Raw genomic sequence first — 15,815 nt, 5'->3', positions numbered from 1 at the left:
GTGTTAGCTCCGGTAATTAAAGCTATGCGCCGATACTGAGGTCATGGCCCGCTGGCCCGTGCCCGTATTGGCGACGGTGGCAAACAAACCCAGTTCCGGCGACCACGCCACGCCGCGCCAGCCCTTATCAGCCGCACTTACACCCAATGACCAGTGGATACCGTCGGCTGAGGTCATCACGCGGTTGCCCGTGCCCGATGACGCCATCGCACAAAACAGACCGATTTCCGCCGCCCACGCCACGCTGCGCCAGTCCAGATCAGCCGGTGTGGTACGCAAAGACCATGTGATGCCGTCGTCGGAGGTCATGACCCGGTTGCCGGTACCGGATGAGGCCACCGCCACCAGCCGGTTCAGTTCCGCAGACCAGCTTAAGCCCTGCCAGTCCAGATCGGCGGGCGTGGTTCGCTGCGTCCACGTCAGGCCATCGGCTGAGGTCATGATCCGGCTGCCGGTGCCTGATGACGCCACGGCGACAAACAGGCCGATCTCCGCCGCCCAGACGACACTGCGCCAGTCAAGATCAGCCGGGGTCGTCCGCGCCGTCCAGACCAGCCCGTCGGGTGAGGTCATAACGCGATTACCGGTGCCCGTCGCGGCTACGGCGCAATAAAGATGCCGCTCCGGCGACCAGCATACGCTTGACCAGCTATGGTCAGCGGCGGAGGTTCGTTGCGTCCATGTAATGCCGTCAGGTGAGGTCATGACGCGGTTGCCGGTGCCCGTCGCGGCTACCGCACAGAACCGGCCCAGTTCCGGCGACCAGCAGACACTCATCCAGTTATTATCAGTGGCCGATGTACGCTGCGTCCACGTCACCCCATCCTCAGAGGTCATAACCCGGTTGCCGGTGCCCGTCGCGGCCACGGCGCAGAACCGGCCAAGTTCAGGTGACCAGACGATGCTTTGCCAGTCATGATCGGCAGGCGTGGTGCTGTTCAGCCAACCTTGGCCAGTCACATGACGACGCTGAACGGCATTGGGTGATTTAAGGGGCGCAACGCCAAACCGCACCCGCCCTGAGACATGATTGACCCGCAACGCCTCACGCCAGCTAATGCCGTCCGAGACCTTAAGCGTCAGATCATCATTGCCCAACAGCCCCAAAAGCGCGCGGGTCTCATAAGCCGACTGCCACAGAAGCTGCACATCGGCATCATCGGCACCGCGGTTAAGCGCCAGACTGAAATCGCCGCTGCCACTATCTTCGGCCGACATAAGCGCCGCCGGGCTTTTGAGCGCCAGCCGGTTATAGCTGTCGGCCCCCGTGCCAATCCCCAGCCGGGTCAGATTATCAAACCGGTGCAGATAGCCCTCCAGCCCAGCCCAGCCTGACGCTGTGCGTACCACAAAACTTTGGGTGTCAGCGATATAAACCAGTGCACCGACGGGTACATTGATCACCTCCCACAGGTGGGTATCATAACGTATCATCGCCCCGATGGGCTGTCCCGCCCACTCGGCGCCGCTGGCGCCTGACGGCAGGATATAGGCGTCACCATCCACCGGCGTGGCGGGTTGTGCACCCACGTTCACACTTAATACGCGGGCGTGGATAAGGGCGTCGCAGCGCATCAGGGCTTCGTTCAGGGTGATGTGTTTCTGACTTTGCCCTGCCGCCAGCAGGGCAAGGTTCAGGCGCGGTGTCTGGGTGTCGGGCACAATTGATCCTCAGATAAAATGGGTCTGAGGTCAGGATGGCAGCGCAACCGGGCGCGGGCACAGATGGGGGGACAATCACCTGCCTAGGGATGAAGGTAAATGACCCGCTTCTTGCCCTTGACCGATTTCATGGCTGCGACATGATCGGCATGGGCGCCTGACGCATGGGCTTCGCGCTTACTGGCGGCAACATAGTGGGTTTTGTCGATATAGTTTTGCACCAGTTTGGCAGCATAGAGATGACCCTGAAAGAACAGGTCGGCGGCTTGCCCCACGACCGGCACAGAGCTTACGCCGTTATCGACAAACAAAACGCCGATCGCCATTAAAAAGGTCGGCAAATCCATGCGCGCCCGAATACCATGAAGCAGGATAATAAGACTGGCACCGACGCTGTAAATCAGCCCCGCTCCCGGTATCCAGGTCAGAATCCCGTCAAGCCCTATACCAAACGGCCCAAGACCCACCACCCGGTCAGACAGGCGCTTGATTGTGCCCACCTGCTCATAAACGCGCTGCACATCTTCATGGGATTTTACAAACATAGGCCTTGCCCCCCGCAAGGATGTGGATATTAATCCGTACAATCACCTGCCATTTAGGCACAGCTTAAATCAAAAGGAAATACTATGGCTGAGGGAATAATCCTGACCACGACCAACACGGTCGAAGGCCGCCCGGTCGAGGCCTATCTCGGCATAGTTACCGGCGAAGCCATTCTGGGGGCCAATATCTTTCGCGACCTGTTCGCCGGCATCCGCGATATCATCGGCGGCCGGTCAGGCTCATACGAAAAAGTCCTGCGTCAGGCTCGCGATGCGGCACTCAAGGAAATGCAGATCGAGGCCGAAAAGCTGGGCGGCACGGCGATTTTGAGCGTCGATATAGACTATCAGACCGTAGGCCAAGGCACCATGCTGATGGTGAGTTGCTCAGGCACCGCGGTCCGCCTGCGCTAATCCGTGCTGATCACCCGCCTGTTTCATGTCCTATGCTTTCTGGCCGCCGCCACTCTGCTGGCGCTGGGGGTGATGATTGCGCTCAATCCGGCCGGGCGTGAGCTGTATCTGATTGATATATTTACCTTGCCGCTGTTGAGCGGGGCCGCGTGTTTTGCTGTGCTGATGTTGCTGCTCAGGCGGCATGTGGCGTGCCTGATGACATTTGTGGCCTGTCTTGCGATGGGCATAGGCTTTTGGCCCACAGCGCTGCCCTCCGGCAACCCCGCCGCAACGGATGTAAAGCCCGTGCGGGTCGTGTTTGCCAATCTGTGGGTCAATAACAAAACCCCTGAGCGGCTGGCCGATTGGGTGACTCAGACGAACCCCGATATTGTCGTCTATATCGAAGACGGGCCCAGAGCTGAGGAACGGCTCATGCCGTTAATGAAGGCTCAGTACCCCTACCATTTTGAGACGTGGGACAGCCATGTCTTTTCGCGCTATCCGCTGACCCATGCCAAAGGCTATATCGACCATCGCAATCTGCACCGGGTCGATGTGATGGCGCCACAGGGCAGATTTACACTTCTGGTGACGCACTTTACCCGCCCCTGGCCGTTTCAGCCGCCCGCCGCGCAAGCAAAACAACGTGATTTTCTGGCCGACTATCTGCACAGATCCACTGATGAGGCCACACTCATTGTCGGGGATTTCAACTCTGCCCCCCATGCCCGTCTTCTGGATGTTCTGATGAAAGACCAGAGGCTGCATGTGGCCGCAAGCCTCGGCGGCACGTGGCCGGCACGACTGCCTGTTCCTTTGCGGGTAAATATCGACAACGCCTTTGCGCGTGACGGCCTGCACCTGTCACCCAAGGCAATCGGGCCCTATTACGGCTCAGATCACCTGCCGATCATGGTCGAAGTGTCACCGGTCAGGTCAAAGCCTTAATTATCTGCGCTCGGCTTTGGCGCTCGCTTCTTTTTGGGGGCGGGCTTGGCCAGCGGCTCCAGACTGTCAGCGGCCGTATCCATCGTGGCCGCCATAGCCTCTGGGGCGGTTTTTACCGCTTCGGCGCCGGCCTCAACCGCCGCCTCAGTTGCAATCTCTTGTGGCACAAAGGCGGCCTTTACCGGCACATGCGGCATACGCTCCACGGCTTCGGCGGCGACCTCTTCGGCCTCTATCATCATCTTCATGGCCGCGCGCTGAGTGTCGCGGATCGCACTTTCGGTTTCGGCCATAACCGTACTTAAGGCTGAGGCATTGGGCAGCCACGGATTGACAAAGTTTACAGGTTTTAGCGCCCCGTCCGGGCCCACCGCCTTAGCAGCACTCATAGCCTGACCCACGCTCCACGCGCTGATCCCAAACGAGGTCGCCGCCCAGAACGGCACCCACATGGGCGACAGCGCTCCCATCCAGAAGTTAGCCATGCGTTCAGACGCCTGCTGCACGGCTTTTCCGGCCTCTTCGGCCTGAGCCAGCGGGGCGAAATCCACGGTATCGTCAGGCATAGGCATGATTCCATTGAATGAGAATTGGGTTAACCCAGCGTAACATGGAAAACGCTGACTGACCATGAACCACAGATCACAGGCGCGTTATTGCACTGCGGCATATTGTGCGCTTATTTAGCTCAAACGCCGCATGGCTCGTCACATTAGTTCGGGCGACCATGTTTCAGGTAGTTGGCGGCCTTGCCACAGAGCCCTAAAGGGCACTTTAGATGAGGGATTACGGGTTGAGCGTCCAGACCTTGGCCAACCCGCCCTCATCGCCAAAGACCGTGACCACATCGGCGGCAATGGCCCGCAGATCGGCCTCAAACCCTTGCGGCGCACCTACCGCCACCAGTGCACAGCCGTTCATCTTCATCGGGTTCCACAGCGGGCGCAGACGCAGTTCAGCGATTAGCAGGTCCGGCTCATGGGTTTCGCCGTTAAACAGCTCATGCTCCATATCGCGCAGATAGCGGTCAAAGGTTTCCAGATCTTTCAGTGGCAACCAGATCAGGGCGGTCAGGTTTGGCCGCGCCGTAAGCCCCGCCTTCAACGCATCAACAATCTGCGTATAGTCATCCGACCGCTCAAACGGCGGATCGATCAGCCAGAACATGTCGGCAGGGTCATCAATCTGAGCGGCACCCACCGCAAATTTGTAACCATCGACATTCTGCGCCTTACCGCGCGGCACAATCGCTTCCTGCAAATAGCGGAAATCGTCAGGGCGCAACTCGCAGCCGACATAGGCATCGCCAACCCGCAGGTGATCCAGCGTCAACACGGGCGAACCGGGATAAAGGCCGATCGAGTCGCGAAATCCGGCCCGCTCATTCTTGGCACGCACATAACCGGCCAGCGGTTTCAGGCTGTCTGGCACATCCGAACTGAGCAGGTATTTGATACCGGCCTCGGCTTCTTTTGAGCGCGCAAAATGCGGATCGGACAGGTCATAATAACCGGCCCCGGCATGGGTATCGATGACCGTCAGCGGGGCCGCAGATCCGCGCAGGTGCTTTAAGAAACTCAACACCGCCGCATGTTTGGCCAGATCGGCAAAGTTTCCGGCATGAAAGCCGTGGCGGTAGTTCATGCCATAAGTCCCAATTCACGCTTCAGTTTTTTCGGCAGGGCCACTGCAATCAGATCGTACGATCCACGCAAATGATCGCGCAATTCGTCATCGCTCATCTGTGTGGCTCCGCGCGCCTGTATCCAGGTCATACCCCGTGACGCCAGATACGGCGCCGGGATGCAGTCGGGGTGATCACGCAGAATTTCAAACCCGACCGGCGTGACCTTGAAACTGACGCGAAACTGATTGTCCTCTACCGAGGCAATCACAAACACCTTGCCGCCGACCTTCCACACGTCCGAGCCACCCCATTGCACCACATGGGTTGTGGCGGGCAAGGCGGCGCAGAAGGCGTTACAGTCGTCGAGCGTCATCTATTTCAAGTTGGCTTCACGCGCGATGTGCAACACATCGGCCAAAAGCGCCTCAGAGGTCGGCCATGCGCCCGCGCCCTTACCCGTCACGTACCAGAACTCACCGTTTTCCAGTTCAAGGATCAGACGGTTCTGCTCGCCCTTGGCCCCGACCAGATAGTGATCGGCATCCAGCACCTCAAGCTTCATCGAGGCGTCGATACCGTCATCGGTGCGCCAGCAACGCGCCACATAGCGCAGGCCCTTGCCTTCGGGGATGATCAGCGACTCTTCGGTGATCGCACCGACCTCAAGATGCTTGGGCGTCAGGCCCGGATAGGCGATTTCACGCAGGAGTTTCAGCTTTGCGCCGACATCAGTGCCATCAAGATCCGCCGTCGAATCCGGTTCGGCAAAGCCTAGGCGGCGCGCCTCGTCCATAGCGGCATCAAAGGTCTTGCCGGCCTCGACCTGATCGATCACAAAGTTAGAGGTGCCATTGAGCACGCCGCAGAAGCTTTTGATCTTATGGGTTTTCACCGCCCGTTTCAGAGCTTCGATAATCGGCGCACCACCGCCGACCGAAGCCGAATAGGTCAGCAAAGCGCCAGAGGCTTTCGACGCCGCCCGCAGTTTGTCACCTGAGGCCGCCACCGCCTGTTTATTGGCCGAAGTCACTGACACACCAGCCTTGAGGAAGGCTTCCAGCAGTTCGGCCGACGGCGACACGCCCGTGCCGATATCGACGAAGACATCGACATCAGCCTTGGCGAATGAGCGCGCATCCGAGGTAAATTTGGTGGCCAAAGGATGATCTCGGCGTTTGGAGACATCACGCACCAGCACGCGGTCGACCTCGATCAGATCGTCCCACTCCTGCGCGCGCTCAAGGAATTTCGCACCAACCCCGCCAGCGCCCATAACGGCGATGCGCAATTTACGTTTAAGTGGCGCGGCTTTGCGTACCGAAGTTTTACCCCCCAGAACAGTCTCATAGCCCTTGGTCAGGGCCGCGACCTCAACCGTCATGCCATTATCCTTGGCGTAGCGCATGGCCTTGTTCTGCACCACCGGATGGGCGATTTTCAGCGCCTCATCCCAGGCCAGTGCCTCATAGGGTTTGGCACTATCGCCGACCTGCGCCGGATCGGCATCATAGATAGCGTCCACGTCTTTATAGAGACGTACCGGCACATCCAGAGCTTTGGCCAGATAAACCGCCGTCAGATCAGACCCACCGCGCCCCAGCAGCACCGGCTCGCCCGACGCATTTTCGGCTACATAACCCGGCACGACCACCAAATCGAACTTTTCAAGATCACTCCGCAGCACATCGGCGTTCACGCCGGTGGGATTGGCGTTGAAATGATCGCCATCGGCTGTCAGGCCGATTTCATAGGCCGAGCGAAAGCGCGTCACGATACCCGACCGCTCGCACGCCATGGCCAAAAGCGTGGCCGCCTTCATCTCACCGGTCGCCAGCAGATGCGGCGTGGCCGAAGAGGTCGAGGCCTGCGTATAGGAAACCGCCAGCCGCATAAGCTGATCGGTGTCGCCCTTAAAGGCAGAAACCACGGCAATAATCTTATGGGCATCGCGCACATACCGATAAATCTCAGCCACCGCCCGGTGCAGCGCACCTTCTGAGGTCAGAACCGATCCGCCGAATTTCACAACAAGGGTAGACATTTCAAGATTTCCGATCATGGGTTTGCGCCCCTACGGCAGGCGACAAATTTTAAGAGTTAAGGCTTGCGTGGTTATAAGACCTGACCCGAAATTCAAAGGAAAAAGATAAGCCATCCGGCAAATTGTGTTATGGCGATCATATAACGCACTTACTTGGTTTCAAAAGAAATTTTCGTGTCGCCCGTTCCCGCCCCCCCTGCTGCCTCCGCCTCACTCAAAGCCTATGGCTTTTTAGCGACCGCGGGCCTGTTGTGGGCAGGTAACACCGTCGCGGGCAAGATGGCGGTCGGCCATATCGATCCGGTGACGTTGAGTACCTTGCGCTGGCTGAGCGCCTTTTGTCTGATGGCCGTAGTTTCATTAAAGCCCCTGCGCCGCGACTGGCCGAAAATCCGCCGCCACTGGCCATTGCTGCTGGGATATGGCGCCGCGGGGTTTGGGCTATTTAATATCGTGCTTTATTCGGCGCTTAGCCTGACGTCGGCCACCAATGTGGTCATTGAGCACGCCGCCATGCCCGCGGTTATTTTCGCGCTCAACTATGCCATATTCCGGGCGCGGGCCAATCTGGCCCAGATTGCCGGATTCAGCCTGACCCTGTTTGGGGTTCTGGTGACCGCCAGCCACGGCGATCTGATGTCGCTGATCCACCTGAACCTCAATCGCGGCGATGCCCTGATGGGACTGTGCGTGCTTTTATATGCCGGATACACGATTGCCCTCAGGTTCAAACCCGACATCCACTGGCAGAGCCTGATGGCGGTCTCAGCCTTAGGGGCCGTGCTGGCCTGCCTTCCGGCCTTGGCCCTGCAAGGGATGGCGGGCAAGATCATCTGGCCCGACGCGACTGGATGGGCTATTGTCGCCTACACTGCGCTGCTGCCCGCTCTGGTGGCGCAGGTCGCCTATGTCTGGGGCGTAGAACTGATCGGGGCCAACCGGGCGGGCCTGTTCATCAATCTGATCCCCATTTTCGGGGTCGGGCTGTCCGTGCTGATCCTGCGTGAGCCTTTACACAGCTTCCACTTTGTGGCTCTGGCGCTGGTGTGTGCGGGAATTACGCTGGCCGAACTGGGGCGGCCTAAATTAGCGGCCTAACAACTTTTCACGCAAGGTTTGCGGGGCTTTGGGCCCCAGCCAGATATTGAAAAAGGCCCGACTGAACTCAGCATCTTTGATAGTGCCCAATAATTTTGAACCGCTGTAAAAAAGCGCATGACCGCTGGCATCGCGCACCCCGGTGATACTGGCCCCTTTAGACACATCCGGAAAAATCGCCGCCATCTGGTCGCGCCAGCGGTTGAGCTTATCGCCGCTCACCCCCTGTTTCTGGATTTCCTTAACCGAGTTATCGGTAATGGACTTGCCCTTAATGTTGCGCAGGTATTCAAGCTTAAGCGCAAAGGGTGCCCCGGCATTATACCGGCTCTGCGGCGCATACAGGGTGGCGTCGAATATATCAAACCCCAGATGGCTGAACCGTCCGGCCCCGACCTTTTGGGCATCAGGCACATGTTTGAGAACATCCGGCGTTTCGGCGTGAGCGCCAAATGCCGAAACGGCAAGACATGAAGCGATAAACTGGCGGCGGTGCATGACAGATGGCCCTTTTGGTCTGATCTTTGGTGTCCCGTCAGATCAGTTTACGTAACCTACGGGACACCAGATCAGGTTGAGGCGAACCGCTTGGCCCCCAGGACACACAGCACTATGCAGGCCATGACGATCAAAACCTGCGGCCCGACCACTTCTTTTAAGACCACCGACGCCACCACCAGCGATAAAAATGGCTGCAAAAGCTGCAACTGACCAACCGCCGCAATCCCGCCCAGTGCCAGACCGCGATACCAGAATATAAACCCGATCAGCATCGAAAACAGCGACACATAGCCAAGCCCGGTCCAGGCCGCGGGTGATATCGCGCCCAGATCCTGCGGCCATTGCCAGATCATCACCGGCACCATGACCGGCAAGGCGATCAGGAGCGCCCAGCAGATTACCTGCCAGCCGCCTAAGCGCCGCGCCAGACGAGCCCCTTCCGCATAGCCCATGCCGCACACAATGATCGACATCAGCATCAGCAAATCACCGCGCGGTGACAGGGCAAATCCCTGACTGAAGGCGTAAATCAGAATGCAGGCGCTGCCCAAACCCGAAAACAGCCAGAACATTTTCGACGGCCGTGCCTCTCCGCGCAACACCGCAAAGGTCGTGGTCGCGACCGGCAACAAGCCCGTAAAGACGATCGAATGCACCGAACTGATTTCGCGCAACGCCATCGCCGACAACAGCGGAAATGCCACCACCACCCCAAAGGCTGCCAGCATCAGCGGGATGATCTCTTCCCGCCTTGGCCGCTCGGCACGTAATACGATCAGGCACAAAGCCCCCAGAACGGCCGCGATCACCGCCCGTGCGCCGGTCAGAAACAGGGGCGACATCTCCAGCACCGCCACCCGCGTCGCCGGCATCGAGCCTGAAAAGGCGATCATCCCTAAGGCCCCGTTTATCCAGCCAACTGTCTTTTTGTCCATCACACGCACTCCTGACGATGGGCGTTTATGGATGAGCGGGACTAGCCTTCCCAGATACATTTCGGTAAAATCAAAACAAACTGTCAGGTACAATTACCAGTACAATTTTAATCTAAGGCTTGACCGATGGACGACCTCAGCCCCTCACTGGTGACCCGCATCACCGGCGTGATTCACAAACAGATCGCCTCGCGCCAGTTATCGTTAGGGGCCAGACTGCCCTCGATCCGGTCGCTGGCAGAGGCGCAAGGGGTGTCGAAATCAACCGTGGTTGACGCCTATGACCGTCTGGTGGCCGAAGGGGTGATCACCTCACGGCGCGGATCGGGCTATTTTGTCGCCGCCCCCACCGCGCCGCTGGCCCTGTCCGATATTGGCCCCGCCCTTGATCGGCAAATTGACCCACTATGGCTGTCACGCCAATCGCTGGAAACGCCGGACGATTATCTTAAACCCGGCTGTGGGTGGCTGCCGCCATCATGGATGCCAGAGGACGATATCCGCCGGGCGCTTAGGGCCGTGGCGCGCAACCCCAAAAGCAATCTGGTCGAATATGCCACGCCTCTGGGCCACCTGCCCCTGCGCCAAATATTGTCGCGCCGATTGGGTGAACTGGATATCACCGTCGCGCCCCAGCAGATCATGCTGGTGGATTCCGCCACCCAGGCGATCGAGCTTCTGTGCCGGTTCCTGCTTAAACCGGGGGATACGGTTCTGGTAGATGATCCGTGCTATTTCAACTTTCTGGCCAAGTTACGCGCGCATGGCGTCAAGGTCGTGGGTGTGGCCCGCACCGCGCACGGCCCTGATATGGCCGCGTTTTCAGCGGCGCTTGAAGCCCACAAGCCCCGGCTCTATATCACCAATACCGCCCTGCATAACCCGACCGGCACAACCCTGTCGCCCCTGATGGCGCACCGGCTTTTGAAGCTGGCCGAAGCCCATGATCTGACCATTATCGAAGACGATATCTATGCTGATTTCGAGCCGGAACCGTCAGCGCGCCTGACCGCCTTTGATGGCTTTGAGCGCGTCATCTATGTCGGCGGCTTTTCCAAGACCCTGTCGGCCTCGATGCGCTGCGGCTATATCTGCGTGCGTGGTGACTGGATCGACGCGCTGATCGATCTTAAGATCGCGACCATATTCTCAAGCCACCAACTGCCCGCGGAACTGGTATGCGCGGTCATCAGCGACGGCCACTACCGCAAGCATGTTGAGCTTATTCGCCAAAAGCTGGCAGCCTTGCGCGGCAGAACGGTTGAGAGTTTTGAACGGATGGGTTTCAAAATTGGCGTTGTGCCGCAGGCGGGAATGTTCCTGTGGTGCGAGCTACCGGGCGGTCGCGATGCCTCGGAACTGGCCAAACGCGCACTTGCTGAAAAGATCGTGCTGGCCCCCGGCAATGCTTTCAGCCTGTCGCAATCGGCCTCCGGTTTCTTACGCTTCAACATTGCCCAGTCGCAGGATGGGCGCGTCTTTGAGTTTTTGAAGCGAGCGCTTGGCTAAACATATCCCCCTTGACGATTTTATAAAAACTGCGCATAGCAAAGCCACTCATCGAGACCAGCCGAGGGACAGGCCCATTGACGCTGGGGCAACCGCTTAATTCGCGTGCGGATTAAAGTATGGTGCCAACTCCTGCGAAGATTTATCTTCGACAGATGAGAGAAAGACGCCACGCGCCGTCTGCGGCAGAGCTGTCTTATCTTCTCACCCGTCATGATAATTTTCTGGTCGCGATTGAGCCCGTTTTGCTTGATGCCCATATGGATGACATGACCGCGACCCTGCATACCCTGCCCGACCTGACCGGCGTTGATGTGATTGCGCCGATCCCTGCCGATTTTCGTCTCGCCAGCGGGCAAAAACTGATGCAAAGCCACGCTATCGGTCGCGTTTACGGCCCGCCCGGTGCACCTATGGTCATCGCCGTCGGCGGCATTTCGGCCAGCCGCGTCCTGTTTCAGAAAGAAGACTCGACCGACACCGCCCCCGGCTGGTGGGAAGGGGTCGCCGGCCCCAATCAGGCGCTCGATCTCAATCACTGGCGGGTGTTGAGCATCGACTTTGCCCCGTCCCTGCCCGCCGATCAGGTCTATACCATTTCCACTCACGATCAGGCGCGCTTGGTGAAACTGCTGCTCGATCAGTTGGGCGTGACCGAGGTACATGATTTTATCGGCGCATCTTATGGGGCCATGATCGGCCTGGCCTTTGCCGAGCTTTATCCGGATGTCGTCAAGCGGTTATGCGTGATCTCTGCCGCCCACCGCGCGCACCCGATGGCCACGGCCATGCGTGGCCTGCAACGGCGTATCCTGATGTTCGGCAAACAGACCGGCCATGAACGCGACGCCATTTCTCTGGCGCGGCAACTGGCCATGACCACCTACCGGTCTGAGCAGGAGTTTCTGGAACGCTTTGACGGCCTGGCGCCTGATGTGGCCGGTGAGAACTACACCGTCTGCAACTATCTGCGGGCGCGCGGCGATGCCTATACAGCGTCGGATGTGAACCGCTGGGTGTCGCTGTCGGACTCGCTGGATCGCCACCGCGTTGACCCCAAAGCCATTAAGGCCAAGGTGTTCCTTGCCGCCGTGCCGACCGACCGGCTGGTGCCCTATGCTGACATGGTCGCCCTGCATGAAAGCCTGAGCGATAGCGTATTCATCGACCTGCCCTCACTCTACGGCCACGATGCCTTCCTTAAGGAAATCGAGCGCGTGTCCAATATCGTAAAACAATCTCTGGAAACCTGAAAAACCTCCTCCCCTGTTCACGGGGGAGGTGGATGCGAATGAAATGAGCAGACGGAGGGGGCACCTTACCACCGGATGCCCCTCACCCTCCCCTCTCCCCGCACGCAGGGAGAGGGATATTTGAAAGATTACCATGTCGAAGAAAGACTATCTCAAAGACGCCAAGCTGGCGACCCGCGTCATCAATATCGGCATAGATACGGATACGTCTCATGGTGCGGTCATGCCGCCGATCTACCTGTCATCGAACTACACGTTTGAAGGGTTCGGTAAGAAGCGCACCTTTGACTATGCCCGCTCCGGCAACCCGACGCGCGAAGTCGTCTCCGAAGTCATCGCCGAATTAGAGGGCGGCGTTGGCGCGGTCATGACCGCATCGGGTATGGCGGCGATTGATCTGCTGTGGCAACCGCTGACTAAAGATAACAACCGCGTGGTCGCACCCCACGACTGCTATGGCGGCACCCAGCGTCAGTTGAACGCCCGCGCCAAGCAGGGCCTGATTGACCTTGTTTATGTCGATCAGGGCGATGACGCGGCAGTAGCCGAGGCCCTATCCCAGCCGACCGCGGTGCTGCTGATCGAGACGCCGTCGAACCCGCTGATGCGGGTGGTTGACCTGCAAAAGCTGATTGATCTCGGCCACAAAGCCGGGGCCAAGGTCGCGGTTGACAACACCTTCCTGTCGCCCGCCCTGCAAAACCCGATCAAGTTCGGTGCAGACTTTGTGGTGCATTCGACCACCAAATATATCAACGGCCATTCGGATGTCATTGGGGGCGCATTAGTATGCACTACGGCGGAGGATCTGACCCTTTACCGCTGGTGGGCCAATTGCGTCGGCTCGACCGCACCGGCGTTTGACTCGTATCTTACCTTGCGCGGGGTGCGCACCTTGTTTGTGCGCATCAAACAACAGCAGCAATCGGCGCAGGCCGTCGCCGAATATCTGGAAGGCCATCCGGCGGTCGCAAAGGTGTTTTACCCCGGCCTGAAATCCCACCCGCAGCACGACCTGGCCGCCCGTCAGCAGGCCGGATTTGGCGCGATGATGAGCTTTGAGCTTAAGGGTGGACTGGATGCCGTAAAAGCTGTCCTCGATGTCGTTGATCTGTTCTCTCTTGCCGAATCCCTGGGCGGGGTCGAAAGCCTGATCGTCCATCCGGCCTCTATGACCCACGCCGCCATGTCACCGGAAGCACAAAGCATCGCCGGCATCACCGGCGGCCTGCTGCGCCTGTCGATCGGGCTAGAAGATGCCGACGACCTGATCAAGGCGCTGGATCGGGCCCTGTCGGTGGCATGACCTGACCAAGGGCGGCGCACCACGCCGCCCATTTCGTGATCGAAGGCGTCATAAAAACGCCGGAAACATATTTTTATCAGTTCGAAATATTATATTTAATAAAATAAAATCAATACTTTACATATTGTAACGAAAAATCACACGATTATCACATTTTCGTGATTTTGTCGTGAAAATGCCACGGTTTACGCGCCGGAATAGGTCATCCCCACAGGGGATCAACCCATGCCAAGGAGGCCGTCGTGACCGTGCGCTCATTCAAACTCAAGTCCCTAATTATTGGCGTATCCTTATTTGTAATCCCCGCCTATCTTACCGCCTGTTCGAAACCGGCCGAAGTCCCGGTCGAGGAAATGGCCGCAGAAGCCGCACCGGAAATCACGACGAATAACCAAACCTCTGAGGCACGCACCGACACGCCATCCCTGCCACAACTGGCCTATGATTACAGCTTTAGTTTAAGTGCGCCGGATAAGGCTCTGGACAGCCTTTTGTCCGCTCATCGCAATGCCTGCACCGCCGCGGGGGCTGCGACCTGTCAGGTCATATCAATGGACAGCACCTCTGATCGGGCACAACATTTCCAAAGCCATCGCCTGATTTTGCGGGCCACACCCCAGTGGATTGAAAGCTTCCGTAACGACCTGAACAAACAACTGGCGGCGACCGATGGCCGGATCGAAACCCAGACCATAGCCACCGAAGACCTGACCGCGCAGATGGTCGACCATGAGGCCCGCATCAATAATCAGATCGCCCTGCGCGATAATCTGCAAACCACCCTGCGCACCCACAGGGGTAAGATGGCGGACATTATTGAACTGCAAAACCAGCTCAGTGAGGTTCAGTCGCAGATAGACTCGGCCCGCTCTCAACTCGCGCTGATGAAAAAGCGGGTGGCGATGTCGAAGGTGACCCTGACCTATTCCGGTGCGGCGGCCGCACAATCGCAAGGCACACTCTCGCCGCTGCTGAGCGCCTTTGGCAGCGTCGGCCCGAACTTTATCGCCGTCATGACCTTTATGGTGATGATTTTCAGCTATGTTCTGCCATTCGCAGTGGTGCTGGCACCAATTGTCTGGTTCGTGACCCGGCGGAAGAAAAAGCCCGCCAAGGCGCCCGCCGCCTGATCAGACGTACCCTGTGGGGGCGAGCATCACCTGGGTCTTTTGCGTGGTGATCGCCTGCCCGCGAAGTTTCACGCGGTCGCCCGCAAGTTCGCACCGTAGATCCCCGCCGCGGCGGGGATAGGCCTGATGAAAATCAAGCACGGCCTTACCCGTCAGGCCCGCATAGAGCGGCATGAGGGCGCAGTGCATTGACCCCGTCGTCGGATCTTCGGCAATGCCAAAACCGGGGGCAAAGAACCGGCTGATGACCTCATAGGGGCTGTCTTCATCCGCGAACGCCGTCACGACCACATGGGCGGCGTCAAACAGGGTGCAGGGCTGAGGGTAACTGATCTCGCCGGCATTGAACTTCAGATCGCGCACGGCGGCCTCTGAGGCCAGTTGCAGGATCAGCATCGGCCCGCCAAAGGTCGCCACCGCCGCCTGTCCGATCACCGCCTCGATTTCAGGTGCCGCCTCAATCGCCTGCACCGGATAGGCCGGAAAATCCATTTCAAGCTGACCGCCCGCGCGGCGCACACTCAACCGGCCCGCATGAAGCGTGTCGAAATGCACGACCTCGGCCTCAAGCCCCAGTTCGGTAAACAAGGCATGGGCCGCCGCCAGCGTGGCATGGCCGCACAGATTGACCTCAACCGCCGGCGTGAACCAGCGCAGACTGAACACATTGGCTTCATCAGTCCTGACCATATAGGCGGTTTCGGCCTGATTGTTCTCCATGGCCAGTCGGCTCATGAAATCATCGGACGGCCAAGCATTGAACGGCTCGACCACCGCCGCCGGATTGCCCATAAACGGCGCCCGCGCAAAGGCATCAACAAGGAACTGTTTCATCAGTTAAACTTCCGGAAAATAAAAAAG

Annotated in this window: 16 protein-coding genes and 1 riboswitch; of the genes, 7 read left to right on the top strand and 9 right to left on the bottom strand. The window is 58.6% G+C overall.

All coding sequences use genetic code 11. The features are described from left to right. Positions 1 to 3: 3 nt before the first annotated feature. Both PQU98_RS14945 and PQU98_RS14940 read right to left on the bottom strand, forming a co-directional pair. Positions 4 to 1,662 carry a DUF2793 domain-containing protein gene (locus tag PQU98_RS14945; RefSeq protein ID WP_272745759.1) on the bottom strand — a complete coding sequence of 553 codons (1,659 nt, stop codon included), beginning with the start codon at positions 1,660 to 1,662 and terminating at the stop codon, positions 4 to 6. 83 nt (positions 1,663 to 1,745) lie between these two features. Then, positions 1,746 to 2,207 (bottom strand): DUF4112 domain-containing protein, encoded by a 462-nt coding sequence (locus tag PQU98_RS14940; protein WP_272745758.1) that lies wholly within the window; start codon positions 2,205 to 2,207, stop codon positions 1,746 to 1,748. Positions 2,208 to 2,291: 84 nt separating this feature from the next. On the opposite strand from PQU98_RS14940, the gene PQU98_RS14935 reads away from it, so the two are divergent. Both PQU98_RS14935 and PQU98_RS14930 read left to right on the top strand, forming a co-directional pair. Further along, the gene (locus PQU98_RS14935; protein ID WP_303649661.1) at positions 2,292 to 2,621 is read left to right on the top strand and encodes a heavy metal-binding domain-containing protein; all 330 of its coding nucleotides are present in this window, start codon (positions 2,292 to 2,294) and stop codon (positions 2,619 to 2,621) included. A gap of 3 nt (positions 2,622 to 2,624) precedes the next feature. Further along, positions 2,625 to 3,554 (top strand): endonuclease/exonuclease/phosphatase family protein, encoded by a 930-nt coding sequence (locus PQU98_RS14930; protein ID WP_272745757.1) that lies wholly within the window; start codon positions 2,625 to 2,627, stop codon positions 3,552 to 3,554. Here the strand turns inward: PQU98_RS14930 and PQU98_RS14925 are convergent. The 4 genes from PQU98_RS14925 to PQU98_RS14910 form a co-directional block, all read right to left on the bottom strand. Further along, on the bottom strand, positions 3,551 to 4,120 hold the full coding sequence (locus tag PQU98_RS14925) for a hypothetical protein (RefSeq protein ID WP_272745756.1): 570 nt from the start codon (positions 4,118 to 4,120) through the stop codon (positions 3,551 to 3,553). The two genes, PQU98_RS14930 and PQU98_RS14925, sit on opposite strands and share 4 nt — an antisense overlap. 220 nt (positions 4,121 to 4,340) lie before the next feature. Beyond that, positions 4,341 to 5,198 (bottom strand): 23S rRNA (adenine(2030)-N(6))-methyltransferase RlmJ, encoded by an 858-nt coding sequence (gene rlmJ, locus PQU98_RS14920; RefSeq protein WP_272745755.1) that lies wholly within the window; start codon positions 5,196 to 5,198, stop codon positions 4,341 to 4,343. Then, positions 5,195 to 5,554 carry an MmcQ/YjbR family DNA-binding protein gene (locus tag PQU98_RS14915; RefSeq protein ID WP_272745754.1) on the bottom strand — a complete coding sequence of 120 codons (360 nt, stop codon included), beginning with the start codon at positions 5,552 to 5,554 and terminating at the stop codon, positions 5,195 to 5,197. Before PQU98_RS14915 ends, rlmJ begins: the two co-directional genes overlap by 4 nt. Beyond that, on the bottom strand, positions 5,555 to 7,222 hold the full coding sequence (locus PQU98_RS14910; RefSeq protein ID WP_272745753.1) for an amino acid kinase family protein: 1,668 nt from the start codon (positions 7,220 to 7,222) through the stop codon (positions 5,555 to 5,557). It abuts the gene before it with no gap. Between the two features lie 174 nt (positions 7,223 to 7,396). On the opposite strand from PQU98_RS14910, the gene PQU98_RS14905 reads away from it, so the two are divergent. Then, positions 7,397 to 8,320, top strand: a complete 924-nt coding sequence (locus PQU98_RS14905; RefSeq protein WP_272745752.1) for a DMT family transporter — start codon at positions 7,397 to 7,399, stop codon at positions 8,318 to 8,320. Here PQU98_RS14905 and PQU98_RS14900 read toward each other — a convergent pair. Together PQU98_RS14900 and PQU98_RS14895 are read right to left on the bottom strand one after the other, a co-directional pair. After that, complete coding sequence (locus PQU98_RS14900; RefSeq protein ID WP_272745751.1) at positions 8,309 to 8,818, bottom strand: chalcone isomerase family protein; 510 nt, start codon at positions 8,816 to 8,818, stop codon at positions 8,309 to 8,311. The two genes, PQU98_RS14905 and PQU98_RS14900, sit on opposite strands and share 12 nt — an antisense overlap. A gap of 71 nt (positions 8,819 to 8,889) precedes the next feature. Next, positions 8,890 to 9,756: a DMT family transporter gene (locus tag PQU98_RS14895; protein ID WP_272745750.1), complete on the bottom strand. Its 867-nt coding sequence runs from the start codon at positions 9,754 to 9,756 to the stop codon at positions 8,890 to 8,892. Between the two features lie 126 nt (positions 9,757 to 9,882). Between PQU98_RS14895 and PQU98_RS14890 the strand changes: the two genes are divergently transcribed. The 4 genes from PQU98_RS14890 (at position 9,883) to PQU98_RS14875 (ending at position 14,954) form a co-directional block, all read left to right on the top strand. After that, complete coding sequence (locus PQU98_RS14890) at positions 9,883 to 11,265, top strand: aminotransferase-like domain-containing protein (RefSeq protein WP_272745749.1); 1,383 nt, start codon at positions 9,883 to 9,885, stop codon at positions 11,263 to 11,265. Positions 11,266 to 11,310: 45 nt separating this feature from the next. Beyond that, positions 11,311 to 11,427: riboswitch (SAM riboswitch) on the top strand. After that, positions 11,421 to 12,518, top strand: a complete 1,098-nt coding sequence (gene metX / locus PQU98_RS14885; RefSeq protein ID WP_272745748.1) for a homoserine O-succinyltransferase MetX — start codon at positions 11,421 to 11,423, stop codon at positions 12,516 to 12,518. Its footprint overlaps the riboswitch before it by 7 nt. 133 nt (positions 12,519 to 12,651) lie before the next feature. Further along, positions 12,652 to 13,824 (top strand): cystathionine gamma-synthase, encoded by a 1,173-nt coding sequence (gene metB, locus PQU98_RS14880; RefSeq protein ID WP_272745747.1) that lies wholly within the window; start codon positions 12,652 to 12,654, stop codon positions 13,822 to 13,824. 242 nt (positions 13,825 to 14,066) lie between these two features. Beyond that, the gene (locus PQU98_RS14875; protein WP_272745746.1) at positions 14,067 to 14,954 is read left to right on the top strand and encodes a DUF4349 domain-containing protein; all 888 of its coding nucleotides are present in this window, start codon (positions 14,067 to 14,069) and stop codon (positions 14,952 to 14,954) included. Here the strand turns inward: PQU98_RS14875 and PQU98_RS14870 are convergent, their stop codons facing one another. Then, the gene (locus tag PQU98_RS14870) at positions 14,955 to 15,788 is read right to left on the bottom strand and encodes a PhzF family phenazine biosynthesis protein (protein WP_272745745.1); all 834 of its coding nucleotides are present in this window, start codon (positions 15,786 to 15,788) and stop codon (positions 14,955 to 14,957) included. Positions 15,789 to 15,815: the final 27 nt, after the last annotated feature.

Source organism: Asticcacaulis machinosus (assembly GCF_028550435.1).
Lineage (GTDB): Bacteria > Pseudomonadota > Alphaproteobacteria > Caulobacterales > Caulobacteraceae > Asticcacaulis > Asticcacaulis machinosus.
This window is presented reverse-complemented; position numbering and strand designations above follow the sequence as displayed.